The sequence below is a fragment of the Cupriavidus sp. HE11 genome (assembly GCF_056097175.1).
Genome location: NZ_CP184465.1, coordinates 1,284,214 through 1,302,989, shown reverse-complemented (window position 1 = coordinate 1,302,989; position 18,776 = coordinate 1,284,214). Strand labels below are relative to the sequence as shown.

The following is an 18,776-nucleotide window of genomic DNA, read 5'->3' as shown; positions in this document are numbered from 1 at the left end:
CAACCGGATTTATTGATCGTGTTACCCTCTGAATCGACTGCCGTGACCCACACAACAGAGCAGGGGAGACATGCCAACCAACATGAACGTATCGCTGCGCCAGCTGCGCGCATTTGTCGCCGTGGCCGAGGAGCGGCACTTCACGCGAGCGGCCGAGAAGCTCAATCTTTCACAGTCGTCGGTCAGCGCCCTGATCCACGAACTGGAGGTCAACCTTGGCCTGAAGCTGTTCGACCGCCATACGCGGCTGATGCAGATCACCCAGGCGGGCGCCGAACTGCTGCCGATGGTCAAGAAGGCCGTCGCCGATATCGACAGCGTGCTGAACAGCTCCGCCGATCTGCGCACGCTGGGCCGGGGGCGCGTATCGATTGCCGCCTCGTCCATCCAGGCCGCGCTGATGCTGCCGCGCTTTATCCGCGAATTCTGCGTGGGACATCCGGGCGTGAAGGTGGAACTGCATGACGTGGCCGAAGACGAGGTGCCGCGCATGGTCAGCGCGGGCGAGGTCGACTTTGGTATCGGCACCATTCCGGAAGGTCAACCCGACCTGGCAGCGCACCGGCTGTCGACCGACGCGTTCGTGATCGTGATGCCGCCCAGCCATCCGCTGGCACGCCGCCGCGAACTGACATGGGAGGAGGTGGCGAAGCTGCCGGTGATCGGCCCGCATCGCGGCAACCCTATCCGGGACTGCCTGGACACGGCGCTTGCCGCGCGCGGCATCTCGCTGGCGCGCGTACACGAGGTGTACCTGCCGCTGACGATGGTCGGCATGGTCGACGCGGGACTGGGCATCGCGGTGATGAGCACGGCGGTCACGCGGCTCACGTCGTCGCTGGGGCTGGTGGCGGTGATGCCGCAGGACCCGGTGATCTCGCGCGAGATCTCGCTGCTTACGCACGCAGACCGGTCACTGTCGCCACCGGCGCAGTCGTTCCGCGACCTGCTGATGCGGCATCGGAGCGATCTGGGGAAGTAGTGCCTTTCTCCCCTCTCCCGCAGCCGGGGAGAGGGGAGGAAATTACCGCGCAGCGTTGGTCACGCCGCCTTCTTCGCCAGCATCTGCGGTGCCGTTTCCGTGCCGCGCACGTTGAACAGCAGGTTCAACAGCACCGCGCACAATGTGCCCAGCAGGATGCCGTTCTGGCAGAACCTGGCAACCAGGTCGGGCAATTGCGCAAAGAACCTGTCGGCCACCAGCGGAATCATGCCCAGCGCCAGACTGACCGCCACGATGTACGCGTTCTTCTTGTTCTCGACGAAATCGACATGGCCGAGGATGCGCACGCCGGTGGCGGCCACCATGCCGAACATCACCAGTGCCGCGCCGCCAAGCACGTACTGCGGAATCGACGCGGCAAAGAACGCCAGCTTGGGCAGGCAGCCCAGCACGATCAGGATCCCGCCGGCCGTGGCGCAGACCCAGCGGCTGCGTACGCCGGTGACCTGTACCAGCCCGACATTCTGCGCGTACGACGTATAGGTGAACGTGTTGAACACGGCGCCCACCAGCGCACCCACGCCGTCGGCCCGCAGGCCGCGCGCCAGGTCGTCGGGCGTGACAGGACGGTCGACGATCTCGCCCAGCGCCAGGAACTGGCCCACGCCCTCGATCATGATGACCACCATCACCACGCATAGCGTGACCGACGTCATCAGGTCGAAGGTCGGCCATCCGAAGTGGAACGGCGTGATCAGCGCCACCCAGTTGGCCGCATGAACCCCCGTGAAGCTGACCTTGCCGATGGCAACGGCGATCACGAAGCCCGTGGCAATGCCGATCAGCACCGCGATATTGCACAGAAAGCCCCTGAAGAACGCGATCATGCCCAGCACCGTGAGCAGCACCACGGTGGCGATGCCAAGGTGTACCGGCAAGCCGTAGGCGGGGTTGGGCACCGGCCCGGTAGGCGTGCTGAGCGTGGGATTGCCGCCTGCCGCCCAGTTCACGCCCACGCGCATCAGCGATATGCCGATCACCAGCACCACCGTGCCGGTCACCACGGGCGGGAACCAGCGAATCAGCCGGCTCACGTACGGTGCGGCCACGAACGTGAACACGCCCGCCACCATCACCGCGCCAAACACGGCCGGCAGGCCTAGCGACGGATTCGATCCGGTGGCGATGATCGGTGCGATGGCGGTGAACGTGACGCCCATCATCACGGGCAGCCGGATGCCGATCTTCCAGATGCCGATGCTCTGGATCATCGTGACCAGGCCGCAGCAGAACAGGTCGGCGGCGATCAGAAAGGCGATCTGTTCCTTGGGCAGGTGCAGTGCGCCACCGATGATCAGCGGCACCGCGATGGCGCCCGCATACATCACGAGCACATGCTGCAGGCCGAGCGCGGCCAGGCGAAGCGGGGGCAAGACTTCATCGACCGGATGCACCGCGTCGATCCCATGCGAAGTGGGTTGGGGGATCATGCTGTCTCCTTCGTCTTCCAGGCCGGAACTGCCCGCATGGTTGGTCGAAGGGGGTTGCAGTGCCGCCCCCCGTGGTCTGCCGCCACGTTTTCGCCACCTGCGTGTGTCTTGTCAGGGCAGCATGCCAGCCACCGGACATTGGGTAAATGGGCCGTGCGGATTAATCGATCGGGTCAGCCGATCAATGCCGTCGCGCGCCGGAATTTGCGTCGTGTTTGCGCGGGGTGTGTTCCCGCGTCAGTGTTTTCCCGTATCGAGGCGGGCCAGCAGGGCGGCAGCGCGCGCCATGGCGTCGGGATCGATGCGTGCGCGGATGCCGTCGAAGTTCGGCCCGCGCGTAGCGTCCAGCCCCATGCGCGACGTGGTGCCCACACCCGATGCGGACGGGTCGAGCGCGCTGCCGGGCAGGCCGTCGACGATCACAACATCGAGATGCGGCTGCAGATGCGTGGCGATGGCCCACAGCACCTGCTCGTCGCGCGCGATGTCGACATCGGCGTCCACGGCCACCACGGTCTTCAGGTACGGGTCCCAGCCGAGCAGCCCCAGCATGACCTGCCGTGCCTCGCCGGGGCGCGACTGGCGCAGCGCCACGTAGGCATGAAAGTGCGTGCCGGAACTGGGGTAGTGCACGGCGGTAACCGACGGAAAGCGTTCCATCAGCTTTTCCACCATCTCGGACTCGCGCGGAATACGGCCCAGGTTCAGGTGTTCGGCCGAATTGCCGCCGACTACATCGACCAGCCACGCGTCGCTGCGCCGCATCACCGTTTCCACGCGCAGCAGGTTGTTGGTGGAGCGGTCTGACGAGTACCCGGTGAACTCGCCGAACGGCCCTTCCTCGACGCGGGCCGATGGGTCCAGCACGCCTTCGAGCACGATCTCCGCGTGCGCCGGCACCGCGATGCCGTAGCGCGGCGTGCGCACCACCTCAAGCGGTGCGCCGAACAGCCCGCTGGCCACGTGCCGCTCGTCCACGCCGTAGGGCAGCCGTGCTGCGCCGGCGAGCATGAACAGCGGATGGGCGCCGATCACCATGGCCACCGGCAGCGGCTTGCCGAGTTCGGCCGCGCGCTGGTACATGCGCCACAGGTGCCCGCGCGAATGCAGGCTGGTGGCGATTTCGGTGGGCGAGTGCAGCATCGACCGGTGATAGCTGGCATTGCCGAATCCGGCCTCGCGATCTTCGGCAATCAGGATGGCATTGGTGATGTATGGCCCCCGGTCGGTGGCGAAATGCCGGATCGCGGGCAGCGTGGTCAGGTCCACCTGTTCCTGCACGATGCCGGTGACGGCGCCCGACTCCAGCACGCGGGGGGCCATCAACCGCCGGCTGCGCGCCTGGTATTCGGCATGGATGCCGGCCGGCGTTACGCCCAGCATGCGGCCGACGCGTTCGCGCGACGCAAACAGGTTGGTGACGAGCGGGGCGCCAAGGCCTGCCACATCGTCGAACTGGATGATCGGGTGGCGGTCCTGGGCGGCGAGCGCCCAGACCAGCGCGGTGGGTTCCTGGTTGGCGGTGACCGGCTCGCGCACGTGCAGGACATCGTCGGGGAATGCCGCGCGATAGGCGGCCAGGAAGGTGTGAAAGTCCTGCGAGGTATCGTCGAACCCCGGCAAGGACAGGCTTGCTGCAGTCATGGCATGGCTCCGCTTGGGAACTTCCAACGGGAAACCGTTGCCGCGCGCGGACGCCACCATGGTGGCGCCCGCACGTGACCAGACGGGAAGGATGGAGCAGGTATGCGCTGGTGAACGCGTCAGCGCGTGCTGGCGTACGTATCCTTCAGACGTGCCTGGGCTTCTTCCTGGGTCTTAGGCGGTGCGGTGGGCTCGATCCCGACCAGCCGCGCGATGTTGTTGCCCATGTAGTCTTCCAGGCCGTCCTCGTCCAGATCCATGCCCTGCGGCGCGGGGCCGCACAGCATTTCCAGCTCGCGCAGCCACATGCCCGGCTCGTTCGGCGGGGTATCGGTGCCGAACACGATCTTGTCGCGTGGCAGCTGCCGCGCGAACTCGACGATGCGCGACTGGAAGCACCAGCCCGATTCGCAATACACGTTCGGCGTATCCATTGCCATCCAGAAGGCCTCGAACGAATAGTTGCCGCCGGTCTGGATGCCGAAGTGGCCGATGATGAAATTGACCATCGGAAACTCGCGGATGACCGGATAGAACATTGTCGGGATCGTGTACGGGCCGTCGCCGGTGTGGATCAGCACCACGATGTTGTACTTGGCGCAGACCTTCATGGCGGGCCGCAGCCAGTCCAGTGCGCGATCCGGCCGGTAGCCGTGCATGTTGGCGTGGAGCTTGAGCATCTTGAAGCCGTATTCCCTGATATGGAATTCCAGCTCCAGCGCGCCTTCTTCCGGGCCCCAGCGCGGGTTGAACGTGAAGTTGCCGATAAAGCGGTCAGGGTACTTCTGGCACAGGCTTGCCACATAGGCCATATAGTCGCGGATGCCCTCGCGGCCACGCCGGTTGCCGTCGCGATAGCCGGTATTGCCGGGCGGCGGCTGGATAAAGCCCATGTCGATGCGGCGCGGCTTGCCGTTGATCATGTACGGGCCGTCCATCATCTTGAGCATGCGCTCGCCGTTGAACGGCTCGCCGGTGTGGCGCCAGGCCTCGTCGACGAGGTTGGTCGGGTGCAGGTGGGTATCGATAATCATGTGCGTGTGCTCCGTCTGAATCTCGTTTGGTTCGTCCGCGTCATGCGGCCAGCCGCGCCTTCGCTTCTTCGAGCGTGCGCGGAACGGGCGTCGGCTCCAGGCCGATCATGCGGGCGACGTTGTTGCCGAGGTAATCCTCCAGCGTGTCTTCGTCGAGATTGAGGCCTTGCGGCGGTTCGAAGCAGAGCACCTCCAGCAGGCGCAGCCACATGCCGGGTTCATTGGGCGGCGTGTCGGAGCCGAACAGGATCTTGTGCTTCGGCAGCACCTTGGCGAACTCGACGATGCGCGACTGCAGGCACCAGCCCGACTCGCAATAGACGTTGGGCATGTCCATGGCCATCTGGAACGGCTCGAAGCAGTAGACGCCGCCGGTCTGCACGCCGAAGTGGGCCATGATGAAGTTCACGGTCGGGAATTCCTTGATCATCGGCACCCATTCGGTAGGGATGCTGTAGGGCCCGTCGCCGGTATGCAGCTTGACCAGCACGCCAAGCTCCGCGCATTTCTGCAGCGCCGGGCGCAGCCAGTCCAGCGCGCGGTCGGGCCGGTAGGCGTGCATGTTGGCCTGGAACTGGACCATCTTGAAGCCAAGCCGCTTCACGTAATGTTCCATCGCGTTGACGCCGTTTTCCACGCCGCAGCGCGGGTTGTAGACGAAGCAGCCGATAAAGCGGTCCGGATACTTCGCCACCATCTCGCGCGTGTACGCCATGTACGAATCGATGGACTCGGCGCCCGATTGCACACCATCGGTGTACGTGTAGATGGTGTTGCCTTGCGGGGGCTGGATGAATGCGCGATCGATGCGGCGTGGCTTGCCGTTGATGGTGAACGGGCCGTCCATCATCTGGATCAGGCGCTCGCCGGTGAACGGATCGCCGTCGTGCCGCCAGGCCAGGTCGACCAGGTTGGTCGGGTAACAGCTGGTGTCGATGATCATTGAGATCCCCTAACGATGACTCTGGTGAAAGACTTGGAGTCCTGTCAGGGAGGTGGGACCGGTCGGGTCATGGCGCCACTGACAGAAACTCCGTCAGTGAGCAATCTCCAGATGAACGTCGCGGCGTTGCGCCGCTGCTGTTCGATCGACCGCTTCTACCCACGCGTTCGTTATATAGCCTGCCGTTTGCGCGCGTCAAGCGCGTCTTGTGGTGCGCTGCACGAATATCGATAGGCAAAAACATTCGTTCGGCGCCACCGGCCGCGTTCTTAGCATGACCGCTTTCCAAAAAGAAATCCGGTTCAGGAGAGAGGCGTATGACAAGAACGACAGCAGCGTCCCATAGTCACCGAAACACCCCGGCACGCCGCGTGCTGGCAGGCCTGTGCGCCACGGCCGTCGCGCTGATGAGCGGTTGCGGCAGCGACGACGCGCCGACAACGTCGTCCAACAATCCGACGCCGACAACGGTGGCGACGAAGAAGCCCAACATCATCTTCATCATGGCCGACGACCTCGGCTATTCGGACCTGGGGGCCTTTGGCAGCGAAATCCGCACGCCCAACCTGGATGCATTGGTCAGGCAGGGCCGCATCCTGGCGAACCATCACACGGCGGCGGTGTGTGCGGTGACGCGCTCGATGATCATCTCGGGCACCGACCACCACCTGGTAGGCCAGGGCACCATGGCTGCCACCGATGTGAACTACGTCGACGAGAACAATGTGCCGAAGCCTGGCTACGAGGGCTATCTGAACGATCGCGCGCTGTCTATCGCGCAACTGCTCAAGGACGGCGGCTATCACACGTACATGGCCGGCAAATGGCATCTGGGCAGTGGGCTGCCCAACGCCACCAACCAGGGCGCAAACGTCGGCACGACGTCGCCGGGCCAGACGCCGGTGTCGTGGGGTTTCGAGAGGAGCTATGCGCTGCTGGCCGGCGGTGGCGATCACTTTGGCCGCAACGGCAGCACCGCCTATGTGGAAGACGACCACTACGTGACGCCGAACACGACCAACTTCTTCTCGTCCGACTTCTATACGTCGACAATCATCAAGTACATCGATTCGGGCACCGGCAGGAATGCCGACGGCAAGCCGTTCTTCGCCTCCCTGACCTACCAGGCGCCGCATTCGCCGCTACAGGCGCCGGCGGCCTACATCGACCGCTACAAGGGCGTCTACGATGCTGGCTACGAGCCCATCCGGGCGGCGCGGCTGGCGCGGCAGAAGGCACTGGGGCTGATTCCGGCCGACTTCGCGCCGAACGCCGGGCGCGACGAAACGCTTGCCGTGACGCCGAAGAGCGCGAACTGGGGCACGGCATCGGCCAACTACATCACGTCGACCAACAGCGCCGCGCAAGGCGGCGTGGATACGCGCGTGGCGAATGCCAACAAGAAGTGGGACAGCCTGACCGCCGACGAGAAGCGCGCCCAGGCCCGCTACATGGAAATCTTCGCGGCCATGGTCGAGAACCTCGACGACAACGTCGGCCGCCTGGTGCAGCACCTGAAGGATATCGGCGAGTACGACAACACGCTGATCGTGTTCCAGAGCGATAACGGGCCGGAAGCCAGCTACTACGAGTTCAGCGGCAACTACGACCAGAGCTACGACGCGAAGAATGCGGACCCGGCCGTCTATCCGACGCTGGGCACCACGGCGTACAAGGGGTCCGCCAACCTCGACTACGGCCAGCGCTGGGCGGAGGTCAGTGCCACGCCGTTCCGCCTCTGGAAGTCGTTCCCGGCCGAGGGCGGTCACTCGGTGCCGACCATCGTGAAGCTGCCCGGCAGCGCACCCGCCCAGCAGTCGGCGCAGCTCAATGCCTTCACGCATGTGGTGGACCTGGCGCCCACGTTCCTGGACATCGCCGGCGTTGCCGCGCCCAGCACGCCGGCTGCGCCGCTCTATGACAGCAAGGGGGTCAACCGCAATGCGGGCAAGGTGGTGTACGACGGCCGCAACGTGTATCCGATCACCGGGCTGTCGCTGCTGCCGACGCTTCAAGGCAAGGCCACCGGCCCCGCACGCACCACGTTTGCGGAAGAGCTGTATGGCCGCACCTATGTCTATGCCGACAACTGGAAGGCCACGTGGATCGAGCCGCCGTTCGGACCGGCCAACGGCGAATGGCAGCTGTTCGATATCCGCGCGGATCGCGGCGAGACCAACGACGTCGCCGTGCAGCGGCCCGACGTGGTGGCGGATCTCAAGGCGAAGTGGAACGACTATGCCAAGGCGGTCGGCGCGGTGCTGCCGAAAGTCCCGGGCATGATCTACTGAGGCGGCCGTGGCACTGCTCCGATTTCATCGACTGTGGAAAATCGCCGGCGCCGCGTTTGTGGCGGGGCTGGCGGCAACGCTGGCGGTACGGGCCGTGCCGCTGCACGGCGCGGTGGCGCTTGGTTCGCCGCGCCAGTGCGCCGCGTACACGGGTCTGCCCGACGACTGGCGCAGGCAGGGCACGGCGGGCATGGCGCACGTGCGCGGCGGCGAGTTCGTGCCGGGAACCATGCTTGGCTATCCTGACGAGCGGCCCGCGGGCAAGACGCGCGTGGGCAGCTTCTGGATCGACCGCACCGAGGTGACCAACGCGCAGTTCGCCGCCTTTGTGCAGGCCACTGGCTATCGGACCGACGCGGAGCGCGCCGGCGAGGCCGTGGTGTTCCACAAGCCGACGGGCGACGAACTGCAGCAGCGGCCCTATGCGTGGTGGTCGATGGTGCGTGGGGCCGACTGGCGGCATCCGTCGGGCCCGGCGTCCACGATCGATGGCAAGGACAACCAGCCGGTGACGCTGGTGACGCAGGCCGATGCGCGCGCCTACGCGCAGTGGCTGGGCCGCGAGTTGCCGACCGAGGACGAATGGGAGTACGCGGCCAAGGCCGGGCAGACCGGTGCGGCCCTGGAGACCGCGCCGAACAGTGCGGACGGCACGCCAACGGCCAACTACTGGCAAGGCGTGTTTCCCGTGCTGAACAGTGCCCGCGACGGCTTCGAAGGTCTGGCGCCGGTCGGGTGCTATGCGGCAAACGCCTTCGGCCTCTACGACATGATTGCCAACGCGTGGGAATGGACCGCCGATCCCTACACGGGGCCGCGCCAGTCGCACGCCAATGGCGATACCGCATTCGTGGCGGCGTTGTCTGGCCGATCGGGCCAGCCGCGCGATCCACGCGTGGCCGTCATCAAGGGCGGCTCGTTCCTGTGCGCGCCAGACTTCTGCGTGCGCTACCGGGCATCGGCGCGCGAGCCCGCCGAGCGCGACCTGCCGACATCGCATATCGGCTTCCGGACGGTGCTGCGCGATGGTTAAGGCGCTGCTGCTGGGGATAGGCTGCGTCTGTGCGCTGCAGCTGCCGGTGTGGGCCGGGGCAGCGGCCGGAACTCAGGCCAAAACGCGGCCGGTCGTGCGCATCGGGGTTGTGACCCAAAGTGACCGCGAACTTGTGGGCGCCGCGTCGGCATCGAACGAAGGCGGTGCCGTGCAGCTGCAGGCCATATCGTTGCCCAGCCTCGCCGAGGTACGCAAGGCGCTGCACGCACGACGCATCGATGCGTCGATTGCGGACGACGGCCAGTCACTGGCGGGCGATGCATCGGCCTGCACGGTGGCGTACACGGTGACCTATCCGATGGGACTGTACGCGGACAAGATCGCGGCGCTGCGCCAGGTGCCCGTCAACGCGGTCATCGCCATCCCGGCGAACCGTGCCGATCAGGGGCGCGCGCTGCTGCTGCTGCAAAACCATGGGCTGATCCGCATCGATGGCGAGGCTGGCCTGCAGCCGCAGGTCAGTGACATCGTCGACAATCCGCGCAAGCTGCGGTTCGAACGCCTGCCGGTTCAGCGGCTGCCCGCCGCATTGCGCCGCAGCGCGCTGGTGGCGCTGCCCTATGCGGCGGCGGATGCCGCGGGCCTGGCGCCTGCGCGCGACGCGCTGGGCATCGAGGATGCCCGTGTCCCGTGGGCCAACGTGCTGGCAGTCCGCGCGGCCGATTGCCGGGCGGACTGGGTGGCGCCGACGGTGAAGGCGCTGCATTCCCCGGCGGTGAAGTCGTTCATCCTGACACGCTTCAATGATTCGGTACGCCGGCCATGGTAGACCGGGCGCCCGTGGCGGCCGGCTTTCATTGCACCGCGTGCGGCAAGTGCTGCAATTCCCCGCCGCTGATGAGCATGGACGAGCTGTTCCGCCATGCCGGCCGCTTTATCGGCGCGCTGTCGCTGCGGCGTGTGCGGCCGCCCCGCGCGGGCACGCGGCATGTGGTGGGCGGGCATATCGTGGAAGTCACTGCCGACGACGTGGCGGCGTTTGCCGCGCTGGCACGCCGTCAGGGTCATCCGCTGCCCGATGGCAACACGCTGATGATCGCCACGCAGGCCATCGACTATCCGTCGCGCGGCCGCTGTCCGGCGCTGGCCGATGATGGCCGTTGCACGATCCACGCCACGCGGCCGTCCATCTGCGCCATGGTACCGCTCGATGCGTGGGTGCCCGACCGGCTCCAGGTCGTGTCACTGGCCGCCAAGCGACGGGGCGGCGAGCACGATATCGGCGCCGACTGCGTGTCCATCATGCCGCCGGTCCCCTTGCCACCTGACGCGATCCCGCTGGTTGCGGCAGGTGCGGTTGCCAACCCCGAATACGCGACGGCCCTGTCGCGGCGCCGCGATGACGAGGCCCAGGACAAGCGCCACTGGGGCGATGCCGTGTACCGCCTGCTGATGCCCGAGCTGCTGGGCCAGTCGCGCGGCATCGAATCGATCCCGTTTGCCGGATACCGGACGCTGCCACTGGTGCCGGTGCTGGCCGTGCTGGCCGATGGCGGTCCCGAGGCGCGCGCCCGTTGCCTGGGCTACATCACGGCCCAGCGCCAGCTGATTGCCGTATCGGTCAACGCCGCCCTGGCCCGGCGCCGCGCCGATGACAAACCGATGACAGCGCAACTCCGGCAATTCGACGCCGCCTTGTCCGCGCTGGGCCAACGTCTGGCGCACTGACAGTTTTGTGCCGCATAAGGCTCATGTATCGGATGTAGCCCCTCTTCGTATCGTCTTTGTATCGTTTCTGTATCAAAAAGCCTAAAGAACCACATTCGGCCGACGTAAACGTGGATGTCAGGACATTCAGGCGACGCAGCGCCTGGGTGACAAAGAAACGAACAAGAAGAAGGGCACAAAACATGGCATCGATTTCCTCCCTCGGGGTTGGGGCCAACCTCGAGTTGTCCACATTGCTGGACAAGCTGTCCGAAGCCGAGCGCGCGCCGTTGAAGTCGCTGGACAACCAGCACTCGGCCTTCCAGACGCGCTTGACCGCCTATGGCACCGTCAAGAGCATGCTCACCAGCTTCCAGGCCACGGCCAAGGCGCTGATGAACCGGGACACGTTCGGCGCGGTCAAGTCCGCCGTGGGCAACACCGACATCATGACGGTGACCACCGGCGCCAATGCCGTACCCAGCGACCTCAGCGTCAACGTGACGCGCCTGGCGCAGGCCCAGTCGCTGGCCGGCAACGGATATGCCAAGCAGGACGTGCAGATCGGCTCCGGCACGCTGACGTTCGAGTTCGGCACGACCACCGGCTGGGATGAAGCCAGCGGCACCTATGTGAGCCCCGGGTTCAACCCCAATGCGGCCACCACGGACGTGCCCAACCCCCGGACGGTCACCATCGAGCCGGGCAAGGGGTCGCTGCAGGACATCCGCGACGCCATCAACAAGGCCGGCATCGGCGTCAAGGCAAGCATCATCAACGATGGCAGCGCCTCGCCGTACCGCCTGATCCTCACGTCGGACAAGACCGGCGAGACGATGAGCATGCGCATCACGGGCTCGTCGCCCGAGTTGCAGGGCGTGGCGGGCTACGACCCGGCTACGCCGGGTTCGAACGCGATGAAGGAAACGCTGCGCGCCACCAATGCAGCGCTGACCGTCAATGGCATCGCCATCACCAGCACGAGCAACACCGTGGTCGATGCCGCGCAGGGCGTGACCATGACGCTCAAGAAGACCGGCACCACGTCGCTGTCGATGACGCAGGACACCGACAGCATCAAGAACTCCATCCAGGCGATGGTGACCGCCTACAACAACATCCAGTCGACGATCAAGTCGCTGACGGCGTTCGACACCAAGGCGCTGACCAAGGGCGCGCTCAACGGCGACACCTCGATCCGCGGCATCCAGACGACCATCCGCGCCGTGCTGAACACGCCTGAAGCGGGTATGCCGGACAAGGCACCGACCATGCTGGCCGCAATCGGCGTGTCGATGCAGAAAGACGGCACGATGGCTATCGACAGCAAGAAGCTGGACGCCGCGCTGAAGGACAACCTGCCCACCGTGACGCAGCTGTTCGCGGGCGACGGCACCACCGGTGGCTTCGGCCGCCGGCTGTCCGAGGCGGTGGACCGCATGACGGGCGAGAGCGGCCCGATCGGCTCGGTCACCAGCGGCATCGAGCGCAGCATGAAGGACATCGAGAAGCGCTACGAGGACATGAGCGTCCGCATCGATGCAAAGATCGAACGCTATCGCAAGCAGTTCACCCAGCTCGACCTGGCGGTGGCGCAGATGAACAACACGAAGAACTACCTGACGCAGCAGTTCCAGGCACTGACGAACTCGAAGAAGTAAGACACTTCAGGCTCGCGCCTGGGGGCGGGGAAGGGCGATGGCTTCGGCTATCGCCCTTTTTTGTTTTGGGTAGGCCAATCGGAGAGGGTGGCTTTGTGCCACGCGTCGATCCGCCCCGACCGACTTCCCGATGAAATCGAAATAGCCCACCCTCCGCACATCAAACAAAACGGCCCGCATCGCTGCGGGCCGGAAGGTCTGGCTAGATTGCTATAACGCTGTTACGCGTTTCTCTTCGGACTTCCTCCTTCCTACAACGCACCCGCCAACCGGAACTGTCCTACCGCGCGGTGCAGGGCATCGGCCTGGTCTTCCAGCGATGCCGCGGCCGCTGTGGCTTCTTCCACCAGTGCGGCGTTCTGCTGCGCCATCTGGTCCATCTGGGATACGGCCTGGTTGACCTGCTCGATGCCGCCGGTCTGTTCTTCGGTGGCCGCGCGCATTTCGCCCATCAGGTCGGTCACGCGCTTCACGGCGCCGACGATTTCTTCCATGGCCTTGCCGGCGCCTTCCACCAGCGTGGCGCCGTCTTCCACGCGCTGCGCGGAATTGTCGATCAGTGCCTTGATCTCCTTGGCGGCGGTGGCGGAGCGTTGCGCCAGGCTGCGCACCTCGCCGGCCACCACGGCAAAGCCGCGGCCCTGTTCGCCGGCGCGGGCGGCCTCCACGGCAGCGTTCAGCGCCAGGATGTTGGTCTGAAACGCGATGCCTTCGATCACGCCGATGATGTCCACCACCTTGCCCGATGCGGCCTTGATCTCGCCCATGGTTTCCACCACCTTGTGCACGATCTCGCCGCCGCGCACGGCGATGTCCGATGCGCCTTCGGCCAGGTGGGCGGCCTGGCGTGCGTTATCGGCGCTCTGGCGCACGGTGCTGGTCAGTTCCTCCATGCTGGCGGCGGTTTCTTCCAGCGAGGCAGCCTGTTCCTCGCTGCGGCGCGACAGGTCGACGTTGCCAGCCGCGATCTGGCGCGCGGCGCCGGCAATGGAGTCGGCCGATCCGCGAATCTGACCGATGGCGCCGGTCAGGCGCGCCTGCATCTGCTGCATGTTGTAGAGCACGCTGTCGCGGTCGTGGGGTGCGGTCTCCACATGGGTGCCCAGGTCGCCGTCGGCGATACGCGCGGCGATCCTGGAGGTCAGTGCCGGCTCGCCGCCAAGCTGCCGCTGCAGGCTGATCGAGATGCGCACCATGACCACGCTCATCAGCGCGCCCACGGCAACCAGCCAGGCCAGCGCCTTCCAGAGGGCGGTGCGGAATTCGGCCTGGATGTCGTCCAGGTACAGGCCGGCAATGAAGTTCCAGTCCCACGGCCTGAAGTTCAGCGTATAGCTGAGCTTGGGCTGCGGGGCATCGGCGCCCGGCTTGGGCCACAGGTATTCGATGAATCCCTTGCCGGTGGTCTTGCCGATCTGTGCGATGTCGCGGAACAGGTAGACGCCGTTGGCATCCTTCATGTCGGACATGTTCTTGCCGTTGAGTTCGGCCTTGATGGCATGCATCAGCACCACGGTGTCGGAGCGCATGATGGTGAAGTAGCCGTCGGCGCCAAAGCGCATGGCGCGCACGCGGTCGATGGCCTGCTTCTGTGCGTCTTCGGCGCTGATCTTGCCGGCACGGGCCATGGCCTCGTATTCGGCAACCACTGAATTGGCGGTGTCGGTAACCTGCTCCAGGGCGACCTTGCGATCCTGCAGCCGCTGTTCGCGCATCTGCCAGACGTTCCACAACGTGATGGCCAGCAGGCAGACCCAGCTCAGCACCAGCGGCAGCATGAGCTTCTTTCTCAGACTCAATTCTTGCAACATCCCATCTCCTCCATTTCGCTTCGTTGATCGTCGGGGCGCTTTTCGAGACGTCCTCTCTATGAGCGGCGCTAACGGCCGTCCACGGCGGAAACTTGATTGAGGATTGCTACCAATATGGGAATAGTGAAGAGGGCGCCGCTTTATGGCGGTGACACGAACCACGTGGCAGTATCTGCACCGCCAATGACCTCCCGGGCGGTGTCTGGCTATGGCAGTATCTCCAGATTCGTCGAATCTGACGCAGCGACAGCGGATCGGCACAATGCCGCGAAAGCACACGGCGCGGATTGCGAGCGGGGCACGAGTGGGCAGAGCGGATAGAGCGGACTGAGTGGATAGAGGCATGGAGCGATTGACCGAAGACGCTATCCTCACCCTGGCGGACGAAGCGCCGGAAACCGTATTCCTGGTGGACCGGGGCGGCATCGTTCGCTACGTCAACGTGCATTGCGCGGAGACGCTGGGCTTTGCGCCGTCCGACGTCATCGGACAACCTATCATCGAACTCGTGCTGCCTGGCGACCGGGACCGCACGCTGAAGGAAGCGGCGCAGGTGCTGGCCGGGCGGGACCGGATTGGGTTCGAAAACCGCTATCAGCATCGCGATGGCCGGGCGATCTATCTGGCATGGCAGGCCAACTGGCTCGATACGCATCAGTTGCGCATGGGCTTTGCGCGTGATGTGACGGCGTTGCGGCAGCCGGCCTGCGCGCATCTGCTGGCGCCAGAGCTGCTCGGCGTGCTTGAACCCGTGGAGCGCGACGTGCTGGTGCTGCTGCTGACCACTGCATCGGAAAGCCAGATCGGCAGCCGGCTGGGCCTTGGTACCGCCAGGACCCAGACGCTGGTGCTCAGCGTGTTTCGCAAGCTGGGCGTGCCGGGCCGTCTGGGCCTGATGAGCCTGTGCCTGCGCGGACTGGAAGCGCCGGTCGAAGCCTGACTGCCATCCCGCGGCGTGCGGTACCCGCGGCATCCACACCTTCCGCGCCACAGCACGACAGCACCACGGCGCAAAGCGACCTCACCCCACACCACACTGGACCAACGCCCTTGATGATTAGCGGACACGTCTTCATTGCCACCAGCCTGGATGGCTATATCGCGCGGCCCGATGGCGACATCGGCTGGTTGCTGGAGCGGGACGATCCCGCCGAAGACCACGGCTATGCCGACTTTATCGCCGACAAGGACATGATCGTCATGGGCCGGGGCTGCTACGAGAAAGTGCTGACCATGGGCGACTGGTTCTACGACCGCCCCGTGCTCGTCCTGTCCCGGCAACTGGCGGGCCAGCCGGTGCCCGCGCCTCTGCAGGGCAAGGTCCGGTTTTCCGGGCACAGCCCATCCGAGGCCATGGCCGAACTGGCGGCGCAGGGCGTGCGCCGCGTCTACGTTGATGGCGGCCAGCTGATCCAGTCGTTTCTGCGCGATGGGTTGATCGCCGACATGGTGGTTACCACGGTGCCGGTGCTGATTGGCGCGGGCAAGCCGCTGTTTGGCGCCCTGCCGCGCGACGTGAGCCTGGCGCTTGAATCAAGCCGGCACTTTCCGTCGGGGCTGGTGCAGTCGACCTGGCGCGTGCTGCGCTAGGCAACGACCCAGGACACCGCCGCCATCGATCGCCAGGCCGGAAGCCATTGCCAGCCGAATGGCGCGACCCGGCATGCGGGCATCAGGCGAACTTGCAGATCAGCTGCTGCAGCCGATCGCAGGCATTCGGCACCTGGTGCTCGATCGCGGTGGCTACACCAAGCAGCAGCCCCGCACGCTGCGTATCGGGCGAACAGTAGAACGCCGACAGCGGCGCAGGCGCCAGGCCGTAGGCATAGGCTTCGCGGGCGATGCGCCGGTCGTCCGCGCCATCGGGAAGCTGCACCACCATGGCCAGGCCGGCCGGGTAGGCGTGCAGCTGCCGCGCCGCCAGCGCGGCCTGCAGGGTCTGGCTCCGGGCGGCATAAATGCGCTTCATGCGCCGCAGATGCCGCAGGTAGTGCCCGTCGCGCATAAAGGCGGCGGTCGCCATCTGCACGGCGGGGCCGGGTGCGGACCCCAGGCACGCCACGGCTTCCTCGAACCGCGCCACCAGGGCGGGCGGTACCACGGCAAAGCCAAGCCGCAGCGTCGGGCTGATGGTCTTGCTGAATGACCCGATATGGATCACGCGGCCGTCGCGATCCAGCGATGCCAGTGCCGGCGCGGCACGGCGCCTGACCTGGAGTTCGCCCAGGTAGTCGTCCTCGATGATCCAGGCGTCGGTGCGGCTGGCCCAGTCGAGCAGTTGCATCCGGCGCGCCAACGACAGCGTGGGGCCCAGCGGCGCCTGCTGGCCGGGCGTGACCATGGCCAGCGCGGCGTCGGGGGCCAGGCGTTCGCCCTGGGCGATGTCCATGCCATCCTCGTCCACGGGTACGGGCACCGGCGTCAGTTGGGCGATGGCCAGCGCGTTGCGGCTGAGCAGGAATCCCGGGTTCTCGACCCACGCCCGGCATCCCGGCGCCTGGATCACGCGCAAGGCCACCCCCAGTGCACCGGTAAAGCCGGCCGCGATAAAGATCTGCGACGGCTGGCAGGCGATGCCGCGCGCCAGCGCCAGGTGGGCGGCAATCTCGCGCCGCAGCACATGTTCGCCGCGCGGGTCGGGATACGACGCGGGCGCCTCGATTTCGTCGCGTGCCGCCCGCGCACGCAGGCGTGCAAACAACGTGGCCGGAAAGCAGTCCGACGCCGGCACCCCCATCTGGAACACCGCCGGGCCGGGCAGAAAGTGCTGGTACAGCGCCGATTGCAGATCGGATTCCACCGAGCGTCCGGGCTCCGCCACGCTGCGCGATGTCGGCGCCAGATCGGCAACGCGCGTGCCGCCGGCGCGTGATGAAACCAGCCATTGGGCATCCACCAGCCGCTCGTAGGCGGCCTTCACCGTGCCGCGCGCGACGCCGAGCTGTGTCGCAAGATCCACCCATGACGGCAACCTGGCGCCGGGCATTAGCACCCGGTTTTCGATGGCGCTGGCGATGCCCTGCCGGATCTGGTCGGCGAGCGAGGTCGGCGACTGGCGGTCGAGCTTCAGGTCGAGCAAGGGCGTCATGGGGTCTGGTACAGCGAGATTTTCGGTTTTTGGTTCTTTTGAATGCACCACGGAGCGTCCATGATTCTATCCATCAACAAGGAGATGCATCATGAAATCCAGAAGCATTTTGGTATCCGTCCTGGCCGCAGCCGGGCTGGCCGTCAGTGGCGCCGCCATCGCGCACGGTAGCTCGGACCATGGCGCGGCCGAAAGCGTCAAGCCGAACTTCTCGCACGCCATTCCCAACATTCCCGGCAAGTCGGTGGTTGCCGTGGAGGTGGACTATGCGCCAGGCGGCGCGTCGAAGCCGCATGTGCATGCCAAATCGGCGTTCATCTACGCTTACGTGGTGTCGGGTAGCATCGCCAGCAAGGTGAACGACGGGCCCGAGCGCATTTACAAGGCTGGCGAATCGTTCCACGAGGAGCCCGGCTCGCGGCACCCCGTCAGCCGCAACGCGAGCAAGACCCGGCCGGCAAAGCTGCTGGCCGTGTTTGTCGTCGACACCGACGATACGAACCTGACGACCTACGAGCAGTAACCCCGCACAAAGGAGCTGGAAATGAGACTGGACTACACCAAGGCAGCGCCGAATGGCGTGAAGGCATTCGGCGGCGTGTATGGCTACATCATGCAGTCCGGGCTGGAGGATGTGCTCGTCGACCTGGTCTATCTGCGCGTCAGCCAGATCAACAACTGCGCCTATTGCCTGGACATGCATACGCGTGACCTGATCAAGAAGGGCGTGTCGCCGCAGAAGCTGGCGCTGGTGCAGGCCTGGCACGAGGCCGGCGCGCTGTTCAGCGACCGCGAGAAGGCTGCGCTGCGCTGGGCCGAGTCGGTGACGCGCGTGGCGGACACCCATGTGCCCGACGCCGATTTCGAGGTGGCCGCAGCCGCATTCGGCGAGAAGGAACTGGCCGACCTGACGATGGCGATCGGCCTGATGAACGCCTTCAACCGGCTCGCCATCAGCTTCCGCCGCGGACCGGATTCGGCCCAGGCTGCCGAAGCCTGAGGCCTGAGGCCCGCTGCACAGGGCGCGCCCGCAGGAGTGCGCCTCATGTGCGAGCGGATGGTCTTCCGGCAGGTTCCGGGCGTTCATGCCGGACATGCCGGACATGCCGGACATGCCGGACATGCCGGACATGCCGGACATGCCGGACATGCCGGGCGAGGGCGATGCAG

Annotated in this window: 16 protein-coding genes; 10 read left to right on the top strand and 6 right to left on the bottom strand. The window is 65.8% G+C overall.

Annotated elements, in window-relative coordinates; translation table 11 throughout:
• Window positions 1-70: 70 nt before the first annotated feature.
• The gene (locus tag ACOABP_RS23165; RefSeq protein ID WP_474227985.1) at window positions 71-982 is read left to right on the top strand and encodes a LysR family transcriptional regulator; all 912 of its coding nucleotides are present in this window, start codon (window positions 71-73) and stop codon (window positions 980-982) included.
• Window positions 983-1,041: 59 nt separating this feature from the next.
• Here ACOABP_RS23165 and ACOABP_RS23160 read toward each other — a convergent pair whose 3' ends face one another.
• The 4 genes from ACOABP_RS23160 to ACOABP_RS23145 form a co-directional block, all read right to left on the bottom strand.
• On the bottom strand, window positions 1,042-2,433 hold the full coding sequence (locus ACOABP_RS23160) for a nucleobase:cation symporter-2 family protein (protein WP_474227984.1): 1,392 nt from the start codon (window positions 2,431-2,433) through the stop codon (window positions 1,042-1,044).
• 237 nt (window positions 2,434-2,670) lie between these two features.
• Window positions 2,671-4,077, bottom strand: coding sequence for a UbiD family decarboxylase (locus ACOABP_RS23155; protein ID WP_474227983.1), 1,407 nt, complete (start codon window positions 4,075-4,077; stop codon window positions 2,671-2,673).
• Window positions 4,078-4,196: 119 nt separating this feature from the next.
• Window positions 4,197-5,111, bottom strand: coding sequence for an amidohydrolase family protein (locus ACOABP_RS23150; RefSeq protein WP_066740761.1), 915 nt, complete (start codon window positions 5,109-5,111; stop codon window positions 4,197-4,199).
• 40 nt (window positions 5,112-5,151) lie between these two features.
• A complete protein-coding gene (locus ACOABP_RS23145; protein WP_066740763.1) occupies window positions 5,152-6,054 on the bottom strand; it encodes an amidohydrolase family protein in 903 nt (300 codons plus the stop codon).
• A 317-nt stretch (window positions 6,055-6,371) separates the two neighbouring features.
• Here ACOABP_RS23145 and ACOABP_RS23140 point away from each other — a divergent pair, with 317 nt between their 5' ends.
• The 5 genes from ACOABP_RS23140 (at window position 6,372) to fliD (ending at window position 12,707) form a co-directional block, all read left to right on the top strand.
• Entirely contained in the window at window positions 6,372-8,345 is a 1,974-nt protein-coding gene (locus tag ACOABP_RS23140) for an arylsulfatase (protein ID WP_474227982.1), read from the top strand.
• A gap of 7 nt (window positions 8,346-8,352) precedes the next feature.
• The gene (locus ACOABP_RS23135) at window positions 8,353-9,378 is read left to right on the top strand and encodes a formylglycine-generating enzyme family protein (protein WP_474227981.1); all 1,026 of its coding nucleotides are present in this window, start codon (window positions 8,353-8,355) and stop codon (window positions 9,376-9,378) included.
• A gap of 109 nt (window positions 9,379-9,487) precedes the next feature.
• Window positions 9,488-10,168: a MetQ/NlpA family ABC transporter substrate-binding protein gene (locus ACOABP_RS23130; protein ID WP_474227980.1), complete on the top strand. Its 681-nt coding sequence runs from the start codon at window positions 9,488-9,490 to the stop codon at window positions 10,166-10,168.
• Between the two features lie 74 nt (window positions 10,169-10,242).
• Window positions 10,243-11,067, top strand: a complete 825-nt coding sequence (locus ACOABP_RS23125) for a YkgJ family cysteine cluster protein (protein ID WP_474227979.1) — start codon at window positions 10,243-10,245, stop codon at window positions 11,065-11,067.
• A gap of 182 nt (window positions 11,068-11,249) precedes the next feature.
• Window positions 11,250-12,707, top strand: a complete 1,458-nt coding sequence (gene fliD / locus ACOABP_RS23120) for a flagellar filament capping protein FliD (protein ID WP_474227978.1) — start codon at window positions 11,250-11,252, stop codon at window positions 12,705-12,707.
• Window positions 12,708-12,958: 251 nt separating this feature from the next.
• Here the strand turns inward: fliD and ACOABP_RS23115 are convergent, their stop codons facing one another.
• Window positions 12,959-14,518 (bottom strand): methyl-accepting chemotaxis protein, encoded by a 1,560-nt coding sequence (locus tag ACOABP_RS23115; RefSeq protein WP_474227977.1) that lies wholly within the window; start codon window positions 14,516-14,518, stop codon window positions 12,959-12,961.
• Between the two features lie 343 nt (window positions 14,519-14,861).
• Between ACOABP_RS23115 and ACOABP_RS23110 the strand changes: the two genes are divergently transcribed.
• Together ACOABP_RS23110 and ACOABP_RS23105 are read left to right on the top strand one after the other, a co-directional pair.
• The gene (locus tag ACOABP_RS23110; RefSeq protein ID WP_474227976.1) at window positions 14,862-15,458 is read left to right on the top strand and encodes a PAS domain S-box protein; all 597 of its coding nucleotides are present in this window, start codon (window positions 14,862-14,864) and stop codon (window positions 15,456-15,458) included.
• Window positions 15,459-15,571: 113 nt separating this feature from the next.
• Window positions 15,572-16,108, top strand: coding sequence for a dihydrofolate reductase family protein (locus ACOABP_RS23105; RefSeq protein ID WP_474230507.1), 537 nt, complete (start codon window positions 15,572-15,574; stop codon window positions 16,106-16,108).
• Between the two features lie 82 nt (window positions 16,109-16,190).
• Here ACOABP_RS23105 and pdxR read toward each other — a convergent pair whose 3' ends face one another.
• Window positions 16,191-17,606: a MocR-like pyridoxine biosynthesis transcription factor PdxR gene (gene pdxR / locus ACOABP_RS23100; protein WP_474227975.1), complete on the bottom strand. Its 1,416-nt coding sequence runs from the start codon at window positions 17,604-17,606 to the stop codon at window positions 16,191-16,193.
• A gap of 91 nt (window positions 17,607-17,697) precedes the next feature.
• Here pdxR and ACOABP_RS23095 point away from each other — a divergent pair, with 91 nt between their 5' ends.
• Window positions 17,698-18,129: a cupin domain-containing protein gene (locus ACOABP_RS23095; protein WP_474227974.1), complete on the top strand. Its 432-nt coding sequence runs from the start codon at window positions 17,698-17,700 to the stop codon at window positions 18,127-18,129.
• Between the two features lie 15 nt (window positions 18,130-18,144).
• Entirely contained in the window at window positions 18,145-18,606 is a 462-nt protein-coding gene (locus tag ACOABP_RS23090) for a carboxymuconolactone decarboxylase family protein (protein WP_474230505.1), read from the top strand.
• Window positions 18,607-18,776: the final 170 nt, after the last annotated feature.